22 protein-coding genes are annotated in these 15,715 nt (G+C 59.7%); 11 read left to right on the top strand and 11 right to left on the bottom strand.

Features of this window, described 5'->3' with window-relative positions; all coding sequences use genetic code 11:
- Positions 1-49 precede the first annotated feature (49 nt).
- The 4 genes from ACUTAF_RS24705 (at position 50) to ACUTAF_RS24690 (ending at position 2,725) form a co-directional block, all read left to right on the top strand.
- Positions 50-370: a hypothetical protein gene (locus tag ACUTAF_RS24705; protein ID WP_445582556.1), complete on the top strand. Its 321-nt coding sequence runs from the start codon at positions 50-52 to the stop codon at positions 368-370.
- Positions 363-1,835, top strand: a complete 1,473-nt coding sequence (locus ACUTAF_RS24700; protein ID WP_445582555.1) for a DNA-processing protein DprA — start codon at positions 363-365, stop codon at positions 1,833-1,835. Before ACUTAF_RS24705 ends, ACUTAF_RS24700 begins: the two co-directional genes overlap by 8 nt.
- 105 nt (positions 1,836-1,940) lie before the next feature.
- On the top strand, positions 1,941-2,315 hold the full coding sequence (locus ACUTAF_RS24695; RefSeq protein ID WP_445582554.1) for a hypothetical protein: 375 nt from the start codon (positions 1,941-1,943) through the stop codon (positions 2,313-2,315).
- Positions 2,312-2,725 carry a hypothetical protein gene (locus ACUTAF_RS24690; RefSeq protein ID WP_445582553.1) on the top strand — a complete coding sequence of 138 codons (414 nt, stop codon included), beginning with the start codon at positions 2,312-2,314 and terminating at the stop codon, positions 2,723-2,725. The genes ACUTAF_RS24695 and ACUTAF_RS24690 overlap by 4 nt, the downstream gene beginning before the upstream one ends.
- 17 nt (positions 2,726-2,742) lie before the next feature.
- Here the strand turns inward: ACUTAF_RS24690 and ACUTAF_RS24685 are convergent, their stop codons facing one another.
- The 7 genes from ACUTAF_RS24685 to ACUTAF_RS24655 all read right to left on the bottom strand — a co-directional run bounded on the left by ACUTAF_RS24685 (position 2,743) and on the right by ACUTAF_RS24655 (position 7,806).
- Positions 2,743-3,054 carry a hypothetical protein gene (locus ACUTAF_RS24685; protein WP_445582552.1) on the bottom strand — a complete coding sequence of 104 codons (312 nt, stop codon included), beginning with the start codon at positions 3,052-3,054 and terminating at the stop codon, positions 2,743-2,745.
- Positions 3,055-3,363: 309 nt separating this feature from the next.
- Entirely contained in the window at positions 3,364-3,591 is a 228-nt protein-coding gene (locus ACUTAF_RS24680; RefSeq protein ID WP_279649031.1) for a DUF6354 family protein, read from the bottom strand.
- 276 nt (positions 3,592-3,867) lie between these two features.
- A complete protein-coding gene (locus tag ACUTAF_RS24675) occupies positions 3,868-4,080 on the bottom strand; it encodes a hypothetical protein (protein ID WP_445582551.1) in 213 nt (70 codons plus the stop codon).
- A 2-nt stretch (positions 4,081-4,082) separates the two neighbouring features.
- The gene (locus ACUTAF_RS24670) at positions 4,083-5,711 is read right to left on the bottom strand and encodes a DNA sulfur modification protein DndB (RefSeq protein ID WP_445582550.1); all 1,629 of its coding nucleotides are present in this window, start codon (positions 5,709-5,711) and stop codon (positions 4,083-4,085) included.
- A gap of 5 nt (positions 5,712-5,716) precedes the next feature.
- Complete coding sequence (gene yejK, locus ACUTAF_RS24665; RefSeq protein ID WP_445582549.1) at positions 5,717-6,724, bottom strand: nucleoid-associated protein YejK; 1,008 nt, start codon at positions 6,722-6,724, stop codon at positions 5,717-5,719.
- A 143-nt stretch (positions 6,725-6,867) separates the two neighbouring features.
- The gene (locus ACUTAF_RS24660; protein WP_445582548.1) at positions 6,868-7,020 is read right to left on the bottom strand and encodes a hypothetical protein; all 153 of its coding nucleotides are present in this window, start codon (positions 7,018-7,020) and stop codon (positions 6,868-6,870) included.
- 12 nt (positions 7,021-7,032) lie between these two features.
- Positions 7,033-7,806 (bottom strand): TraX family protein, encoded by a 774-nt coding sequence (locus ACUTAF_RS24655; RefSeq protein WP_445582547.1) that lies wholly within the window; start codon positions 7,804-7,806, stop codon positions 7,033-7,035.
- 101 nt (positions 7,807-7,907) lie between these two features.
- Between ACUTAF_RS24655 and ACUTAF_RS24650 the strand changes: the two genes are divergently transcribed.
- From ACUTAF_RS24650 to ACUTAF_RS24630, 5 genes are all read left to right on the top strand, one after another.
- On the top strand, positions 7,908-8,528 hold the full coding sequence (locus ACUTAF_RS24650) for a 3'-5' exonuclease (protein WP_445582546.1): 621 nt from the start codon (positions 7,908-7,910) through the stop codon (positions 8,526-8,528).
- Between the two features lie 38 nt (positions 8,529-8,566).
- Positions 8,567-9,193, top strand: coding sequence for a hypothetical protein (locus tag ACUTAF_RS24645; protein WP_445582545.1), 627 nt, complete (start codon positions 8,567-8,569; stop codon positions 9,191-9,193).
- Positions 9,194-9,260: 67 nt separating this feature from the next.
- Positions 9,261-9,821, top strand: a complete 561-nt coding sequence (locus ACUTAF_RS24640) for a hypothetical protein (protein WP_311188690.1) — start codon at positions 9,261-9,263, stop codon at positions 9,819-9,821.
- Positions 9,799-10,788: a DNA-binding protein gene (locus ACUTAF_RS24635; protein ID WP_445582544.1), complete on the top strand. Its 990-nt coding sequence runs from the start codon at positions 9,799-9,801 to the stop codon at positions 10,786-10,788. The genes ACUTAF_RS24640 and ACUTAF_RS24635 overlap by 23 nt, the downstream gene beginning before the upstream one ends.
- Before the next feature lie 172 nt (positions 10,789-10,960).
- Positions 10,961-11,668, top strand: coding sequence for a glyoxalase superfamily protein (locus tag ACUTAF_RS24630; RefSeq protein ID WP_088192493.1), 708 nt, complete (start codon positions 10,961-10,963; stop codon positions 11,666-11,668).
- Positions 11,669-11,711: 43 nt separating this feature from the next.
- On the opposite strand, the gene ACUTAF_RS24625 is transcribed toward ACUTAF_RS24630, so the two are convergent.
- Both ACUTAF_RS24625 and ACUTAF_RS24620 read right to left on the bottom strand, forming a co-directional pair.
- Entirely contained in the window at positions 11,712-12,314 is a 603-nt protein-coding gene (locus ACUTAF_RS24625; RefSeq protein ID WP_445582543.1) for a hypothetical protein, read from the bottom strand.
- A gap of 174 nt (positions 12,315-12,488) precedes the next feature.
- On the bottom strand, positions 12,489-13,496 hold the full coding sequence (locus ACUTAF_RS24620; RefSeq protein WP_311188697.1) for a hypothetical protein: 1,008 nt from the start codon (positions 13,494-13,496) through the stop codon (positions 12,489-12,491).
- Between the two features lie 75 nt (positions 13,497-13,571).
- Here ACUTAF_RS24620 and ACUTAF_RS24615 point away from each other — a divergent pair, with 75 nt between their 5' ends.
- Entirely contained in the window at positions 13,572-14,174 is a 603-nt protein-coding gene (locus tag ACUTAF_RS24615) for a 3'-5' exonuclease (protein WP_445582542.1), read from the top strand.
- 174 nt (positions 14,175-14,348) lie between these two features.
- On the top strand, positions 14,349-14,648 hold the full coding sequence (locus ACUTAF_RS24610; RefSeq protein ID WP_034023994.1) for a hypothetical protein: 300 nt from the start codon (positions 14,349-14,351) through the stop codon (positions 14,646-14,648).
- 36 nt (positions 14,649-14,684) lie between these two features.
- On the opposite strand, the gene ACUTAF_RS24605 is transcribed toward ACUTAF_RS24610, so the two are convergent.
- Both ACUTAF_RS24605 and ACUTAF_RS24600 read right to left on the bottom strand, forming a co-directional pair.
- On the bottom strand, positions 14,685-15,173 hold the full coding sequence (locus tag ACUTAF_RS24605) for a hypothetical protein (RefSeq protein WP_279649020.1): 489 nt from the start codon (positions 15,171-15,173) through the stop codon (positions 14,685-14,687).
- Entirely contained in the window at positions 15,170-15,715 is a 546-nt protein-coding gene (locus tag ACUTAF_RS24600) for a hypothetical protein (RefSeq protein ID WP_279649019.1), read from the bottom strand. The genes ACUTAF_RS24605 and ACUTAF_RS24600 overlap by 4 nt, the downstream gene beginning before the upstream one ends.

Raw genomic sequence — 15,715 nt, 5'->3', positions numbered from 1 at the left:
GATCCAGAGGGACCTTGATAAGCCTGTCACTACGGAGCGCTTCTGGCAAATGAGCACGATGCATCCCGAATCCGTCTGCTTCTTCGCGATCACTGGCACCGATCAGGTGGCCAAGGGCGCAAAGGAGCACTTCTTCCACCTGGACTGCGGCGGCTGCAGCGCCGAGGTCGCCTGTGTCGACCGAGGCTACATCGCATTGCGCGAGTCGCTCGTCGACCCAGAGGAAGTGAAATTCGTCGCTATTGGCAGCCTGGCTGAGCTTCTAGGGCTGCATCGGCAGCTGAGCGCTGAGTTTCCGCGCGACGGTGTTTCTGAGTACCCCTCTGGCCGTCGGCAATCCTATCTGGAGGAGGTCCTGCCCCATGACTGATCGACTGACCACCCTTATCGCCCTTGGCTGGCTTCCAGGCGTAGGCGCTGCAACGCTGCGCAAAGCTGCAGCCCATGACGGTATTGAGTCCATGGGAGCTGCTGACCTGGGCGCGATCGACCCGCGTATTTCCCGCGCGCTGGCCGAGGCCGGAGCGTGGGATGCAGCAATGCGTGCAGCCGAGTCCGATCGCGAGCAAGCCATCAAAGCAGGCGTTCAGCTGTTCACCCATGGTGGGCCAGGCTACCCAGCTTTGCTGGGGATGGCCGCAGACGCTCCGTTCTTTCTCTACGTGAAAGGCACGCTGCCCCTGCAGAACACCCTCGCTGTAATCGGGACACGCGCTCCAACCCCGCGGGGCTCTGTTGTGGCAAGCAAGATCGCGGGCCACTTCGCCTCCTCTGGCGTATCCATCGTGAGCGGCCTGGCCGTTGGTATCGATGCTGCGGCGCATGTCGCCGCGCTCGAAGCCGGTGGACACACCGTGGCGGTGCTCGGGCATGGGCTGCAAACCATCTACCCGCGCGAGCACGCGGCACTTGCTGAGCGGATCCTGGATCAGGGCGGCGCCCTGGTCAGCGAATACCCCTTTGGTACTCCGCTTGTGCCAAGACGCCTGTTCGAAAGAGACCGAATCCAGGCTGGATTGAGCCAGGCGGTTGTCATGGTTCAGAGCAAGCCAGACGGTGGGAGCATGCACACTGCAAAAGCTGCACTGCGCTACGGACGGCGCCTGTATGTGCCCGCCCCACTCGATGCCGACCTCGCCGGCGACAACCCTGCCGTCGAAGTGCCTCGCATGCTGTCCCAGAGTTCGCCTTCGGACATCTGCGAGCTGTTCCGCTGTGAAGCCGAGCGCCTCGCTGAGATCCAGACCATCTTCGGTCGAGAGGACTACGTGAAGATTTCCCAATATCTGCAGGACAGCGCTCAGCTGCCTGCCGCCAACGTGTTGCCAACCCAAGGTCAGGAGACCGACGCCATGCGAAATGACCGCACCCCAGCGCAAGAGCCCGTCTGGATCAACCCGGGTCCTACTACCCCGCTTCGAACCGGCCCTCAGTCGGCCGAGATCGAGGCGAAGATCGCTGAGCTGCAGGCCCAGGCGGCACGGGAGCATGATCTCGACGCTTTTGAGGAGATCGGCCAGTTCAACGACTCCATCATCAGGCTGGAGAAGATCACCGACCAGATGCGCCGCGATAACAGCGCGTATGCGCTGGCCCGCAAGCACTTGGTTCAATACTACGGATTCGACGGGACGCCAAGCGAGCAAGACATGCTGCAGGTCATCCTGGATGGCATGGATGCGAGCCCGGTTTACCGTCGCACTGTTGAGGAGGAGGCCTCGGACAATCTGGAGCTTGCTCTGCAGGCTGCAGCCGTGGTGCGCGATCGGGCGATCCTGGCGAAGGAAGAGCGCAAGGAGATCGACCTGCAATCCGCTTCCCCATCCTACCCTTGAGGCAGCGATGCGTAACGGCACTGCCGGCCGGTGCCGGCGGAGCACCGTTGCGCAAGTAGGCACATGTGCCTATTATGCAGCGGTCAAACAGAGGAGCTCCCGCACATGAACCACCCGATTCAACCGCTGGTCGTTGACTCGCAAGGCACGCTGCGCTTCAAGTCGAATGCGATCGTGAGTTACTTGCTCGACAATGGCGGCATCGACATGAACATGCTGGCCTGCAAAGACTTCAGCGCTGAAGATCGCGAGCAGTTCGCTCAGCTGACCGGCTACAGCCTCAGTGGTTTTGGTGAGTTGAGTTACGTCCGGATGGAAACCTATGCCGCCGCGGCGCTCATGGCCGAGACCGGTGTTTCCGAAGCCCAGGCCCGTATCGCGTACCTGGAAGAGGAATTGGCCAGCCTGCGTAATGCGCTCCGCGAGCCTGTAGCCAGGCTCTATGGGATCCATCCAGACGACATTCCGGAGCAGCCATGAGGCTCGCACATCAAGCCAGCGTAACCCTCAGCGCGGCTGATCTGTTCAACAACTGGGGATTCGCCGACGGCAGCGTTCTGGATGATGTGCTGTATGACATTGAGGATCAGTGCCCTTCCCTGGTTTCTGATGCAGCACTGGGCAATGGCGATGGGCGCTCATTCTCGTTCGCCCATGCAGTGCTGATTCGTCTCGTCGAGGAGTGCCTGCTTCCATCACTACCTCGGAAAATCCAGACCTACCGCATCCCATCTACGCACAGTCCAATAAGGGCTGAAGAGCACGAGAGCCCTGAGGGGCTATTGGATACGGCAGTCACGATCCCTGCAGACAAGGTGATCGAGATCGCTCTTCAGATAGCTTTGGGTCAGGCTGCACTTAGCGCCCCCCACAGCTCCTTCAGCCCCTGAATCCTTCAGGGGCGCACTCAAACTGCTGCTGCCTTCTGGTCCGGCCTGATCAGCCAGCGATCGCCATCGTGATGGGCGATCAGCTTGCCGTCGGCATCGAAATACTTCACTCGCCACGTAGGGTGACAGTTGTGTGCATGCTTGCCGTATTTGAGCTTATTGCTGAACACAACATCCAGATTCGCACTGTCGTTCATGCCCTGGATCGTACCGATGCCACCATCAACCTCGACCATCATCCCGATCTGAGCGAACTCAATACCGCGGTGGCGGATCATGTCTTTGATGAATTGCTGTGCTTTGCTCAGCTTCTTGGTGGCTGCGGCCATTCTTGGTTGCCTCGAATCGATTGATTATTAGGTTCTCCCGCGGGCTCGCATGCTTCGCGGAATGCTGCCATGCCGGCGTCAGTCATAACTGACGCCCAGTGCCCCCAGTTTTTCCATGGAGCGGCCCAGCCTTTGCGGTAGAGCGCCCGGATCGCCGGCACATGCCGCCGAGCTGTGATGATCTCCGGGTGCTCAGGGCTGAACTGGTCAAGCTCATTCAGCAGGCACGGGCCCGGATAGCTCCGTGCGAGAAATCGCATAACGGCTAGTTGACGTGCTGTCGGCTGGCTCATAGCAAGTCGACCCTCCTTATTCGCTGACCAATTCCCAGCCGGTGCTGTGCTTGTACATGCGACGGATGGAGACGGTGGTCTTGCTTCCGAGTTGGCCACGAGCGTAATGCTGCATCTTGGCCTTCCCGTCTTCGACGGTAATCACCTTGCACTGCCGTCCATAGGAGCGCTTATCCAGGTCTTTCCAGACCTGACCGGGTTTAACCTCAACCCCTTCCTTCGTGATGTTGTCAGGCGTCGTCATCGCTTGTTTTCCTGCTGTCGTCAGCTGCAAAGTAAGCCTCTTGGATCACATTCTTCCGCAGCCGCCACCGGTGACCGCATTTCACGCACCGACCATCAACCTGTCCCGTCGCCTGTGGGGATTCCTCACTCAGACGATCCGCGAGCTTTCCGCCGCGAACCTCATACAGGTCGCTCACCGTGAAGTGCTCATAGAGGTTAACGTCCGTTGAGCGGCAGGCTGGGCAACGACAGTAAATCGGATCACCCTTCTTCACTGAGAGCGTTCCCCTGGTGATCAAACAGGCCGGAACTCTTCCCCGTTGAGGAAGAGCGCGATGGTTTCGTCATGCTGTCCCCAGATGGCGATCGGAGTGCACGACGCGGCCTTGGCCATGCGTCGGGCCTCCTCCCCTGCCATGACGATCCCTTTTACCGTGGGGTCGCCTGGCAGAGGCTGGAGGAAGTTTCCAACGCGGTACAGCGTCTCGTCATTGTCGGAGGTGGGCATACTCAACTCCCGTCCCTGGCTGCCAGCACGCGGGCATCAACCTGAGCCATCTCAGCTGGCAGCTCGATGCTGGCCAGCTTGAGCAGCAACGCTGCGGTCGACTTCACACCATCAGTGGTTTTCTGCATCTTGCCCAGGTGTACGCAGCGTCCCTGCCAGTCAGGATGGTCCTTGGCCGGCGAGATACCCTGCAGCATTGCCAGGCGCATCCACTTGGCTCGATCCGGTGTGATCAGTTTCGCATCCCGCTCGGCGGCCGTCAGGTAGGTGCCATGGAACAGCGCCACGCGCGCGAACATGCCCAGGGCCTCAAGAAACACTGCATGCCCGATAACGAATTGCTCTCGTACATCGAACGCGGGGATCTGGGCCTGCAGCATGGGATTCCATTGAGGGATGTGGTTGCTGCACTCCTCCATGAAGCGGACGACGAACCCACTGACCTCGCCGAGGCGGTCCTTATCGATCAAGCCAATCGTCTTGTCGCCAACGCCCGTCAGGAGGGTGACGAAGCGCTTGAAGGAGACGAGGCTCCACAGCTTGTAAGAGCGAGCCGCGGGGTTCGCGTTTTCAAAGTCGATCCGGCGTTTCACATCCGGCATGGCCGCCAGCAAATCCAGCACCCAGGCATTGAATGGATTGCGGTGGTCGTACAGCGCATTGATCGAGCTGCTCGGCTTCACCTGGCGGCTGTTGATGTCCGAGAAGATCTGTTGGCTGCGCTTGAGCCCCTGGTCGAAGTGGATCTGCACCGGCGCGGTTTCATGCTGGAAGCCAGCGTCTGCCTTCAGGCACAACTCGATCGCGTAGCGACGGTGCTGGCCGTCGTTGATGAGCATGGTAGCGTCCATGGGGATGTAGAGAGTCCCCAGGCGGTCGTTACCCTCGATCGGCTCAAAACACATGGCCTTGTCGACGCTGGCCGTCAGGGACGGCAGCACATAGTCATCCCGATTCGACAGCATGTATTCACTAATGCCTTGGGCCCGCTTGGGGTTCAGAGTGCGTTGCGCGCGGAGCTCCGCGGGCACCTGCTCGTCATCGAATACGAACATCTTCGCCAGCACGCCGTAGGGCACCTGGGTCAGGTAGAACTCTTTGCCTGCCTGGACGCCGCGCACAGCGGGCACGCTGAAGGTGACTTGGTTGCGCAGCGAGTTGACGCTCTGTTGCGCCTCGAAGCCACGAGCCTTGCGTTGCGCCATTTCCTGCATCTGCTGGACCTGCACGGCGTGCTTTTCCCGTACTTCAACCTCGTACATCTCGCGCAATTGCTCCAGGGTGAGACCGAGGTCGTACAGGATCACTCCAGCGTCTTCAGCATGCATGTCGCGCTTCCCGGTCAACTCTTCCGCCAGGATCGCCTGCATCAGACGGAAGCCTCTGTCGCGGACCTGTTTCTTCTCCCATTCAACGATCAGATCTTCGCGGATATCACCTTTCTTCAAGCCATCTGGGCAGTGGACGGCTACGAAATCATCCTCCTTCCAGCGAGCGTTGCTTTGGGTGTTCAGCTTGCGGGCCTTCTCACGGGCCGAGAACTCGTCGCGATGCAAGGTGACTACCTCGCCACGCTGGTGAGACTTCAGCTTCAGCCAGAGCGACCGTGTTGCCAGGACTGCATGATGCATGGGAATCAGCCCTTCTGACGCTTGAGTTGGTCGACCAGCTGGGTCGGCAGGCCGCGGACGAGGAGCGTATTGCGCTCCGCGTCAAACTCGACCTTCGAACCCAGCAGGTGCGCTTCGAAACTGATCGACAAGCCCTCGGCCCTTCCGGTGAAGCGCCGGAACTGGTTGAGAGTGCGCTTATCCGCTGGAAACTCGGGAGACATCCCGTAGTCCTTGTTGCGGATGTGGTCGTAGAACGCCCGAGGACGATCTTCATCGATCAGGCCGGACAGCTCATCCAGGGTGATCGGTGCGCCCATCTTGGCCTGCGAGGACGCATAGTCGACCAGGATGCCGGTCTTCTCGCGGGCTGCGTCTTCTGGGAGATCTTCGCTCTCCACGAAGTCGCTGAAGGCTTTGAGCAGCGTGCGGGTCTCGCTGGGGGCGTCAACGCCCTCCTGGCAGCCGATGAAGTCGCGGAAGTAGTCCGATACCTTCCTCCCGTTCTTCCCTTTGATGAACGAGATGTACTGCTTGGACTGCTTGTTGTTCTGCCACTCGCTGAGGTTGATGCGTGCGGCCAGGTGCAGCTGGCCGAGGTCCAGGTGTTTGGACGGAGTGAGTTCGAGCGTGTCGGTCACCACCACCCCATCGCTGTGCAATAGCAGAGCAATGGTCAGGTAGTCGGTCATGCCCTGCTGGTAGTGGGCGAAAAGAACGTGTCCGCCGGTGGACAGGTTGGACTCTTCCATCAGCTTCTGCAGCTGCTCGACAGATTGGCGGCTGAAGGTCGTGAAGTCCTGCTCGTTATTGAGGTAGGCCTTCAGCCAGCCACTGAACGGGTATGCGCCGGACTCCTCGTGGAAGAAGCCCCAGGCCTTGCCCTGCTTGGCGTTGTAACTTTCGTTGAGGTCGGCCAGCAGATTCTCCATGGCTTCCGATGCGGCCAACTCGTTCTCGCGAGCATGCAGCACTGCAGGATTGCCGTCGGGCTTCTTGTCGATCAGGTGAACGATGCTGTGGCGGATGGGCATGCTGCCAACTCCTGTGGTAATGGTCAGGAGTAGACTAGAAGTATCGCAACGCAATTGCAATAGTAAATAACTGCGCAAATCGTGCTTTTGTATCTGCCAGCACTCTATGCACCGTGCATAGATGAGCAGACACGAGCACGCTTTCAGCGAACGACCTGGCCATCCTCCCAGGGATCAATGACCGGCGGGCAGGAAAGCCAAGGCCCCATCTGCTCGCGAAGCTCACTATCTCGCCTTTTTGGCTGACCCTTCGGTTTATCCATTTTCTCGGTCGGCATTGGCTTTTGTTTTTTCATGGCGCTCAACTCCTAGTGTGTGAGCAGGCGCAGCAGCGCAAAGGCTGCGAGGTGCGCTGGGTAGAATAGGTAACCCCACCGCCCAACCGGGGGCAGGAGGAATTGGACGCGCTGTCGCAGCAACCACAAGCCGAACATCGGGGCTACAAAGGCCGCCCCCATCATTAGCAGAACAAACGGCTCGCCCTCGGACGCCAACGCAGGAACACCTGGTATCAACAGATTGGCCGTTACACAGAGGGTCGCGGCGCAGCAGATCCAGAAAACACGGATCCAGCCCGTAGCCGTGATGGCTCCCACCATAGCCGCGGGAATCAGCACAGCGCTCGCGTGGTAGCCAAGCCGGCTGCTGGCGGCGATCGTAAACGCGAAACCAATGATTCCTAGCCAAACCGCGTGCCCCTGGTGATGAATTGCCAGGGCAATGAGGAGCGCAGGAAGAAGCAGCCACATGATGTTCAGCCCTGGGCCGAACAGGGCCTGATACGGAGCCTGGCTGATCACTGCGAATACAATCAATGAGATGGCATAGCGCCGGTTCTGCGCCCAGGGATTTTCCCCCTGGGCTTGCCGAGTGACATTCGCCGCCATCGCGAGACAGAAAAGAGGCAGCGCCATCCGGCCTGGAACCGTTAGCGGTTCAGCTGCAGGCCAGACGGCGCGCAAGTGGTCGAGAACCATCAGTACGATGGCCATCCACTTGATGAGATCAAGCGATCGAATGCGCACAGAGCTACCTGCGTCGACTGCTGCTTGAATCGGCAACTGAGCATTGAGCGTCTTCATGATCCACCGTCGCGCAAGGCGCCGAAGGCCCTGCAGCATTGCTTTATGATATTGCGATAGAATATCAAGCAATCTTTTCCAGCATAAGCCCAAGGCGCGACATGAACCCTTACCCTCTGATCACAAAGCTTGCTCGCGAGCTCAAGCGATCGATCTTCATCATCGACTGTGAGTCAACAGGCTTTCTGGACCCGGATGTCGCAATCGTCGAGCTGGGCTACCTGGGCGTCTCGCCGAGCGGAGTGATCAAACGCGAGGCCACCCTAGTGAACCCCGGCTTCCCTATTCCTGAAAGCGCAACAGACGTACACCGGATCACGGACCAGATGGTTTCCGGGGCCCGTGACTACCCAAGCCTTCACCCCTGGGTTTCCACCGTATTCGAGAGGCATGTCGTTGCAGGTTTCAACAGCCGGGCGTTTGATGTAGGCGTGCTGCAGGCTTGCATGGCTCGGTACGGCCTCCCGATCTGTGAGCCTGAAATGCAGCTCGATGTCCGGGATATCTGGATTGAAGTCAGCGGATCCCAGCGCGGCAAGCTCGCCGCGGTCGCCAAGGCCTATGATGTGACGCAAGGGACGGCGCACCGCGCCGACGGTGACGCAATCACCGCGGCAGGAATTCTTGAGGCCATGCTGTGGGAACACGGCGCCGAGAGAGTGATGGGTCAACTCGTTCAGCGCTCCCCAGCTCCGGCCAATGATCTGGTAGCGACTCCATGAGATGATTACGCGTTGTTTGGCCCAAGAAAGGAGTCACAATGCACTCATCGAGCACAAAGCTTCCCCGTATTGTCATGTGGCATGGCGGCCGGCAGTGGGACGGCGCTGCCGACATTCACCCCGGCCGCAAAGGCCGCAACGAGCGAGCGCCGGGCATCTACTGCACAACCCACTTCCTCAGTGCGCAGAAAAACGCCAGGGGTGATGGTCAGGTTCGCAAACTCGAACTGGAGCCACGCTTACTGCTTGAATCCGCAGCTATTCCCATTGCGGAAGTGGAGAACTTCGTCCGCAAGCAGATTCCCAAGCGTGCCCAGGCGGAACTCCTGACCAAGCTCCGTGCTGCGTCTGGCCGGCGGGACCTCGCCTCCCGGATTCTGGTAGGCGATGCCCCCCACTGCCTGGCCGAGTCGATATTGAACCTCTGCGTGGAAGCTGACCTGGCCCATGGAGCCCGGGGGCTCGCGCTTGCTGCGCTTTTCCTGGCAAACGGGATCGATGCCAGCTTTGAGAGCGCAGAGGGCAATGAGGTGCTTGGCGTGATCTTTAATCCCGCCTGTATCAAGTCCAACGTGCCTGTGGCGGCCAGTGAAGTTCCTGCACACATGTACGAACTTCCTGACCCTCGGTCACCTCAGGGCGGCGACAGCGCGCCCAGCCTCTAACTCCGAAATATTGATTTTGTGCATTGCAAAAGCATATATTGGGATGACGTGAAAACTAGGATTCCCGATGACTGCCAGGCTCAAGCAATGCACCGCCATCTCGATAGAAGGCGGTGAACCATTCACCGCCTATATCGATCAGCCGGGGCAGAGCCTGCTACTGCTGACGATCGCTGATGGCGCGGCGTCCGAGGCATGGACATGTCTGCACAGCGTGCCGGTCTCGCCTCTTGAATTCATCGCACAAGCTTCCCCAGAACACCTTGCTCAGCTGCTCACGCAGAGGAGCGGAGCGTCTCCTGATCGAGTTGAAATCGCACGCCAGGCGAAGTCGATGATCATCCGTCGGCGTCGCCTGCGGAGCATTGATCTCACGACTGCCCGCGTCTTCTACCGAGCCGCTGAAGCGATACCGCTGATAGAGCAAGTCGACGAGATGCCGGAAGCGATTCTGGAGATGCTCTATGGCGAGGACTGGCGGAACACCTACCCAAGGATGCCAGCACCCGACTTCGATGCAGTGTCGCGCAAGGTCGCTCGGCTGCAGGCCGCCCTCACCCAAATGCAAGCGTCGCCGGCAGCGTGCCCGCGCGGGAGTGACTCCGATGCGCAACAAGTACAGCCCTGAAACCTTCGAAGCTGTCATGTCCCTTCTGCGCGCCGGGGAGACCCCGGCTTGGCGGCGCGTTCGCGAGATCACCGGCAAGGGGTCGAGCAACACGATCCTCATGGAGGTCAAGCAGATCCTCGCTGAGGTGGCGGAGCGCGCTTCCGCCGGCGACTACCCCAAGCCGGTACAGGATGCGTTCTGCACCCTCTGGCTGGAGCTAAAAGCGGCCGCCCGCGGCGAGCTCGACGAGTTACGCACCTTCCTCCATGAGGAGAACCGGCGCGCCCAGGAGACAGCCAGCCAGGCTGAGCAGCTGGCCGCGCAGACCAGGGAAAAGCTCGCGGAACGAGACCGGCAGGTCGAGCTGCTGCAGCAACAGCTGGATATGGCCTCGCAGCGCGAGGAAGGCCTTACAGAGCAGTTGCGCCAACTGGGCGCGCGGCTCGTCCAGGAGCAGGAGAAACTCTCGACTGCACACTTGGCTCACCAGCAAGCCCTTGCGGAGAAAGATCAAGAGATACGCCATTGGCAGGGCAAGCTGGATACAGAGACCCAGCACCGCCACCAGGTAGTGGCCGAGATGGCGACCGAGCATCAGGCCAAGGTCGCACGGCTTGAGTTGGAGATCAGAAACGAACTGGAACGCTACGAGAAGGACACCGCCAAGTTCATGCGGCAGCTCGACCAGGAGCGCACCGAACATCGCAAGGAACTGAAGGTGTTGAACGGATCGGTTTCCGGTCTGCAGACGCAGCTCAGTGATGCAAAGCAGAAGACGGCCCAGGCCGAGGGAGAGAACGCCGCTCTTCGCCGGCAAGTTGAGGACCTTTCGACTCAGCGATCAACACTGGAGCAGCGCAACCAGGCGCTCCAGTCCGAGGCGATCGCCGCGTCCGCACGCCTGGCCGAGTTGACGGAACGGATCGCAACGCTGCAACGGACCGCCGAGCAGTTGGAGACATCCCCCCCAAATGCTCAAGGGTGACAAACGGTATCGACCTGTTTAGGCTATGCGGAGGCCGCTTGCTGCCTCCCCCCTCCGCCTCTTCAGGTATGGCGAAAGCAAGCTCTTCTCTTCGTGGTGGTCTTAACGGCTGGCACGTCGTAACGGAGGGAGCGACACGCTCTCATGCGCGCCAGTATCGTAGAGGCACACCATGCACACGACTAAATCTCTCAAGTCGCAGGCAAAACTCCTGCGCGCACACTTCTCCAGCCAAGGCATTGAGATAACTCACTCGCAAGCCCTGGAGGCAGTAGCCGCTTCGCACGCATTCAAGAATTGGCGCACGGCTGAAGCCATGCTGCCAGCTGAAACCTCGAATGCAGATGAAGCAACCGGACAGCGAGATGCTCTCAAGTCCACCGCTTTCGGCGAGGCGATCCAAGCAAACGTGCAGACAGTGATCCAACTCGCTCCTGCCCCCGGCGAATCGGCTGACAATTCGACACCAGGCAAGCGCATAGAATTAGCACGTTATGCCCTGCACCGAACCCAGTCAGAGCTGTGTTCAATGTGCCCTGAAATCGGCCTGGTCAGGCTCAAGCGGCTGGAAACGGAGTTTTCAGACCCAAGCGCCAAGGAGTTGAAATCGCTGATGAAAGCCGGGATCAATCCGATGTGGGTCATCGCGGGCATTCCGCCGATGTTGACAGGCACCATTACACCCCTGGCCGCCAAGGATCTTGAGCAAGGGCTACAGCAGAGCATTGATGACCTGATGAGCTCGCGCGCCAAAACCCTCGAAGCGATCGAGAAGAACCCGCAGCTTTACCCAGCAGATAGCGCTTCAGTGCAGAAGCTCAAGGACTCGCTGGTCTCCATGGCCAAGAGCGTTGACCAGATAAAGCAGGCTCTGACCTAGCCCACGCACCGAAGAAAGGCCAGGTAGCCCCTGGTCTTTCTACTCAAGCAAGCCGCAGATTCGCCCTGGCACCTACAAGCTTCATCGGCGCCCCAGGCGCCATTGAGCCGATCAGATCGCGGATGCGCGCATCCATCCGATCGCTGAAGGCCGGCGAGTCAACGTCGAAGAAGTTGGCGACACCGCGGGACGTTTGGTGCTCCCACCACTCCCCCTTCGTCAGATTCACGCTGGCCAGGTGCAATGGCGCCGTGGCGGGGTGGATCGCATGCACGATGGAGATCCGCTCGCCGAAAGCGAATGCGTCATGCGCCACGGGCAAAGAGACGAAAAATTCCTTCGACTCATCGTCGTGCAGCTTCAGTCCGATGCCGTGCTCATCTGGGCGAGACACCCACACAACGGTCCCGGAAGTCGACAGGAAGCGAATAGACGGCCAGGCATCATGCGCCGCCTCATCAGCAATCGGTGACTGCACCAGGACATTGCCCCAGCAGCTTCCCGATGCCTTCAGAGGGGGCTCTGCGGCAATCCAGTTGTCATTGGTGTACGCGGTGAAACGTGCGGAAGAGCTTGTTTCGTTCGCAAAGCGCTGTTCAGCAGCTTCGCGCCAGGCCCTGGTGCTGACCGGTAATACTTTATCCATAAAGAGGCGCTTCAAAACTGCTAGGAGCGGACAGTGATGGCTGTTTGCCATGTGCGAACTGTCTCACATTCTAACAAGCTTATAAATTCAAAAATTCGATTTGTTACAAATGTTTGGCGCTGTAAAACCGCCACATTCAAAGAAACCGATCCATGCCGCTCCGTCATTCCGACTTTAGTCGGAAATCATGACCGGGCGGTCGACCGGCTGCGCAGTGGAACTGCTCAACCTATCGACACCCTTGATGGAGCCGTATATCGGCAGGGTTTCCAGGATCGGGACATTGCTGTACTTGATATCCGACCGGCGGCGCCGAGGCACGGCTGCCGGATCCGGCGGAGGGATGTCTATCGGTGGGCCACACCAGAACAGCGGAAGCGATGTCTTCACCTTGCGGCGACTGCCATCGCCCCAGGTGAAGTTGACATGGTGGATGATGTCTCCGCTGTAGATGTAGGCCAGGTCTGGCTGAACTGGTGCGCGAAGCAGAGAAGCCAATCGGTCAAGGTCTCGCCTGGCCGCATCCGCTCGTTCAGCGGATTCAAGCTGCTCTTCGAGTGCCCGTAGAACCTTTTCGGGATGCCGACGGCTGATGACCCGGTGCGGAGTGAGACTGAACGAGGCCTTGCGCGGAAGAACCGGCTGTGCGCCGGCGAGCAGAAGCGGCCGAACCGCATACCTGATCTGCAGGCGAGGAACACCGCATGTCGCAGTGACAGCGCGCCATATGCTCTGGTGCGGCTTGAGCTTGAGCCAGTGCTGCAGGTTGCCGCCACCGATCTCCCCGCCTTGAGGAAGGCGGGCCAGCAAGCCAGCGCGCAATCGGCGCAGCGGCCTGCTGGCAGCATCGAGGGCAACCCGAGTCTGGTGTGCTTGCTGCACCAGGCTTGCCAGCTCACCACCGACAAAAACAGGGCCACTGGCGCGGAAGAAGCTTGGCTCGTCTGATTCAAGGCCACATAGAGCGCGGCGCAGATCATCAGGAATCGCCTCGTTCGGCTGGAACGGCTGAAGGCCGCGGGCACCGGAAATCCAGCCGCCCCGATGGCTGGCCTGCGCGCCGGCAAACAACTCCTGGTGAGCTGTATTCCACGCGCACAGCGCCGACTTGAAGTGCTCGATCTGCTCAAGCACCTCAATTATCGCCACCGGGTCTACACGGGCCGTATCCACCGCAGCCATCTGATCGAATCCGTTGATCTTTGTGTATTATTGCTAGCCTGAGAGTACACGTTTATGGGCATCTAGGATATGAAGATGGGGGTACGCTACCTGCTGTGCGTTGACCTGGAGGCTACTTGCGACAGCAGCCCAGGCTTCGAGCAGTTCATGGAAGCTATCGAGATCGGCGCCGTCATGCTTGACCTGGCCAAGGGCGAGCCTGTTGCTGAATTCAGCAGCTTCATACGGCCGACGATCAAGCCATTACTCACCCCTTTCTGCATGGAGCTCACCACGATCACTCAGCGGGATGTGGACTCGGCCCCTGGGTATTTGGATGTCCTGGCCGCCGTCAATGACTTCCTCCAGCCCTTCGGAGATGAGTGGCTCTGGTGCTCCTGGGGGAACTACGATCGAAACCAGCTGATCAAGGACGGGCAGCTTCATGGGCTTGCGCCGCTTCTACCGCCGGCGAGACACATCAACCTGAAGAGATGCTTTGCCAAGGAGCACAGGTCCAAGATGGTTGGGTTGCGCCAGGCCGCCCGCCAGCTGCAGCTTGAATGGGTTGGCACTCATCATCGGGGCATCGACGATGCCCGCAACGTGGGCCAGGTGGCCATGCACATGCTTGAGGCTCAAGCAGGACAGCTTCTTCAAGCGCTCGGCAACAGTGGATCTGCAGCAGGCACAACCTGAGCGCTCCCGCGGGGCCCCAGGCATTGCGATGCAATGCCTGGGCTAAAAAGAGCATCTCACTCCCTCGCGCTGGTCGGCCGCAAGTCGCGGCGCTATGCTTTCAAGGCCTGATTGCAAGCTGGGTTACGCTGATGCATCGGGGCGCGATCCAACTTGAAATGGATGGAGAATCCTATGAAACCAGATGAAATTGACGAACTGTTCGATCGCTTCGCGCGTGATGCGTCGAAGGCGGCCTTTGCCAAAGGGCTGGAGGCCGGCAGACAGCAAGGCTTCTTCGAGGGGCATGCGGTCGGCCAGTACACCGGCTTTGTAGGCGCGGTGAACATGCTCAAGCCGGCACTCTCCGATGGCCTTCGTCATGGGTCCCCTGAGTGCGGCCGCGCAATGCAGGGCCTGCGCAACATGATCCCGGACTACGTGACTGACGACGAGCTCGCTGACGCGTTCGAGCAGGAACTGGCAAAGCAGTGACAACGGAAAAGGCCGGCATCAGCCGGCCTTTTTTCTTCACCCCTGGACGACCCGGATAATCCAGCACAGCGGATTCAGATCCCAGGGGGCCTTTGGGTAGCGCTGATTCCAGTGGAACGCGTACTCCGTCCAGTTCGCATAGCCTTCAGCGTGGATCTCGTCATCTGAAATGTCCTCCAGGCGTCCGAGGCTGACAGCCAAGATCCGCGCGACCGCCAAAGGCGCGCCTTTGTTGTATCGATCGAGCCCCGTTACCGGGATCTGATCACCCTCTCTGCCAACGGGGCAGCTGTCGATCAGCTGCTGAACCGTCAGGCACCGCCCGCTACCCGTCGGCCACTCATAACCGGCAACCACGTCCGCCGCGGGAGGATCAAAGAGCGAACCCTGGCCAGTGGGCTGACCAGCGATAGTGCATGACTCAATGTTCACGCCGACAGGCATTCGCAAGGAAAGCTGGCGAAGATCCTGGTACACCTTAGAGCGCATCTCGTCGAGCACAATGACATCCTCAGGAATACTCATGATTTACGCTCCAGCCCGAGATAAACGCGCCATGGAATCAGCTCACCACCACGGTTGAAGAACCACCCCTTCCCCGTCGGCTTACCATGAATGACAAGCGTGAGGACGCCACCCGGAGATATCGCACGGATCCGGTGAAACTCATCCGGGGTTTTGTATGCAGTCATCCCCGCACGGAGCCGGCGCTCACCAACAAGTTCGCCGGTGCGGTTGTAGATTTCTTCGATGTACCAGCCTTGCAGGATCAGCGTTCGAAACGGCCACGGATGCGAATGCCCGTGCCGGCCTTGATCTGCACGCAGAATGCGATGGAATCGCGCCGCCACCCCCAGCCTGTTAGCCAGCCGAGTCAGCCGCGGCAATGCGCCAGGATAGTCGTGCGCTTCGTCCTCTTTCGGAGGGGCAGGCAATAACCACCAGCGCTCCATGTATCCCGGAAGGTGGAAGTACGGGTTCCGATAGGCGACCTGAAGCAGCCGATTGAGCAACCGGGGGTAGCGTGCCAATGCACACGCTACCCCACGCCAGAACAGGTCACTCAT

This window comes from Pseudomonas sp. SP16.1, from assembly GCF_052682975.1.
This window is presented reverse-complemented; position numbering and strand designations above follow the sequence as displayed.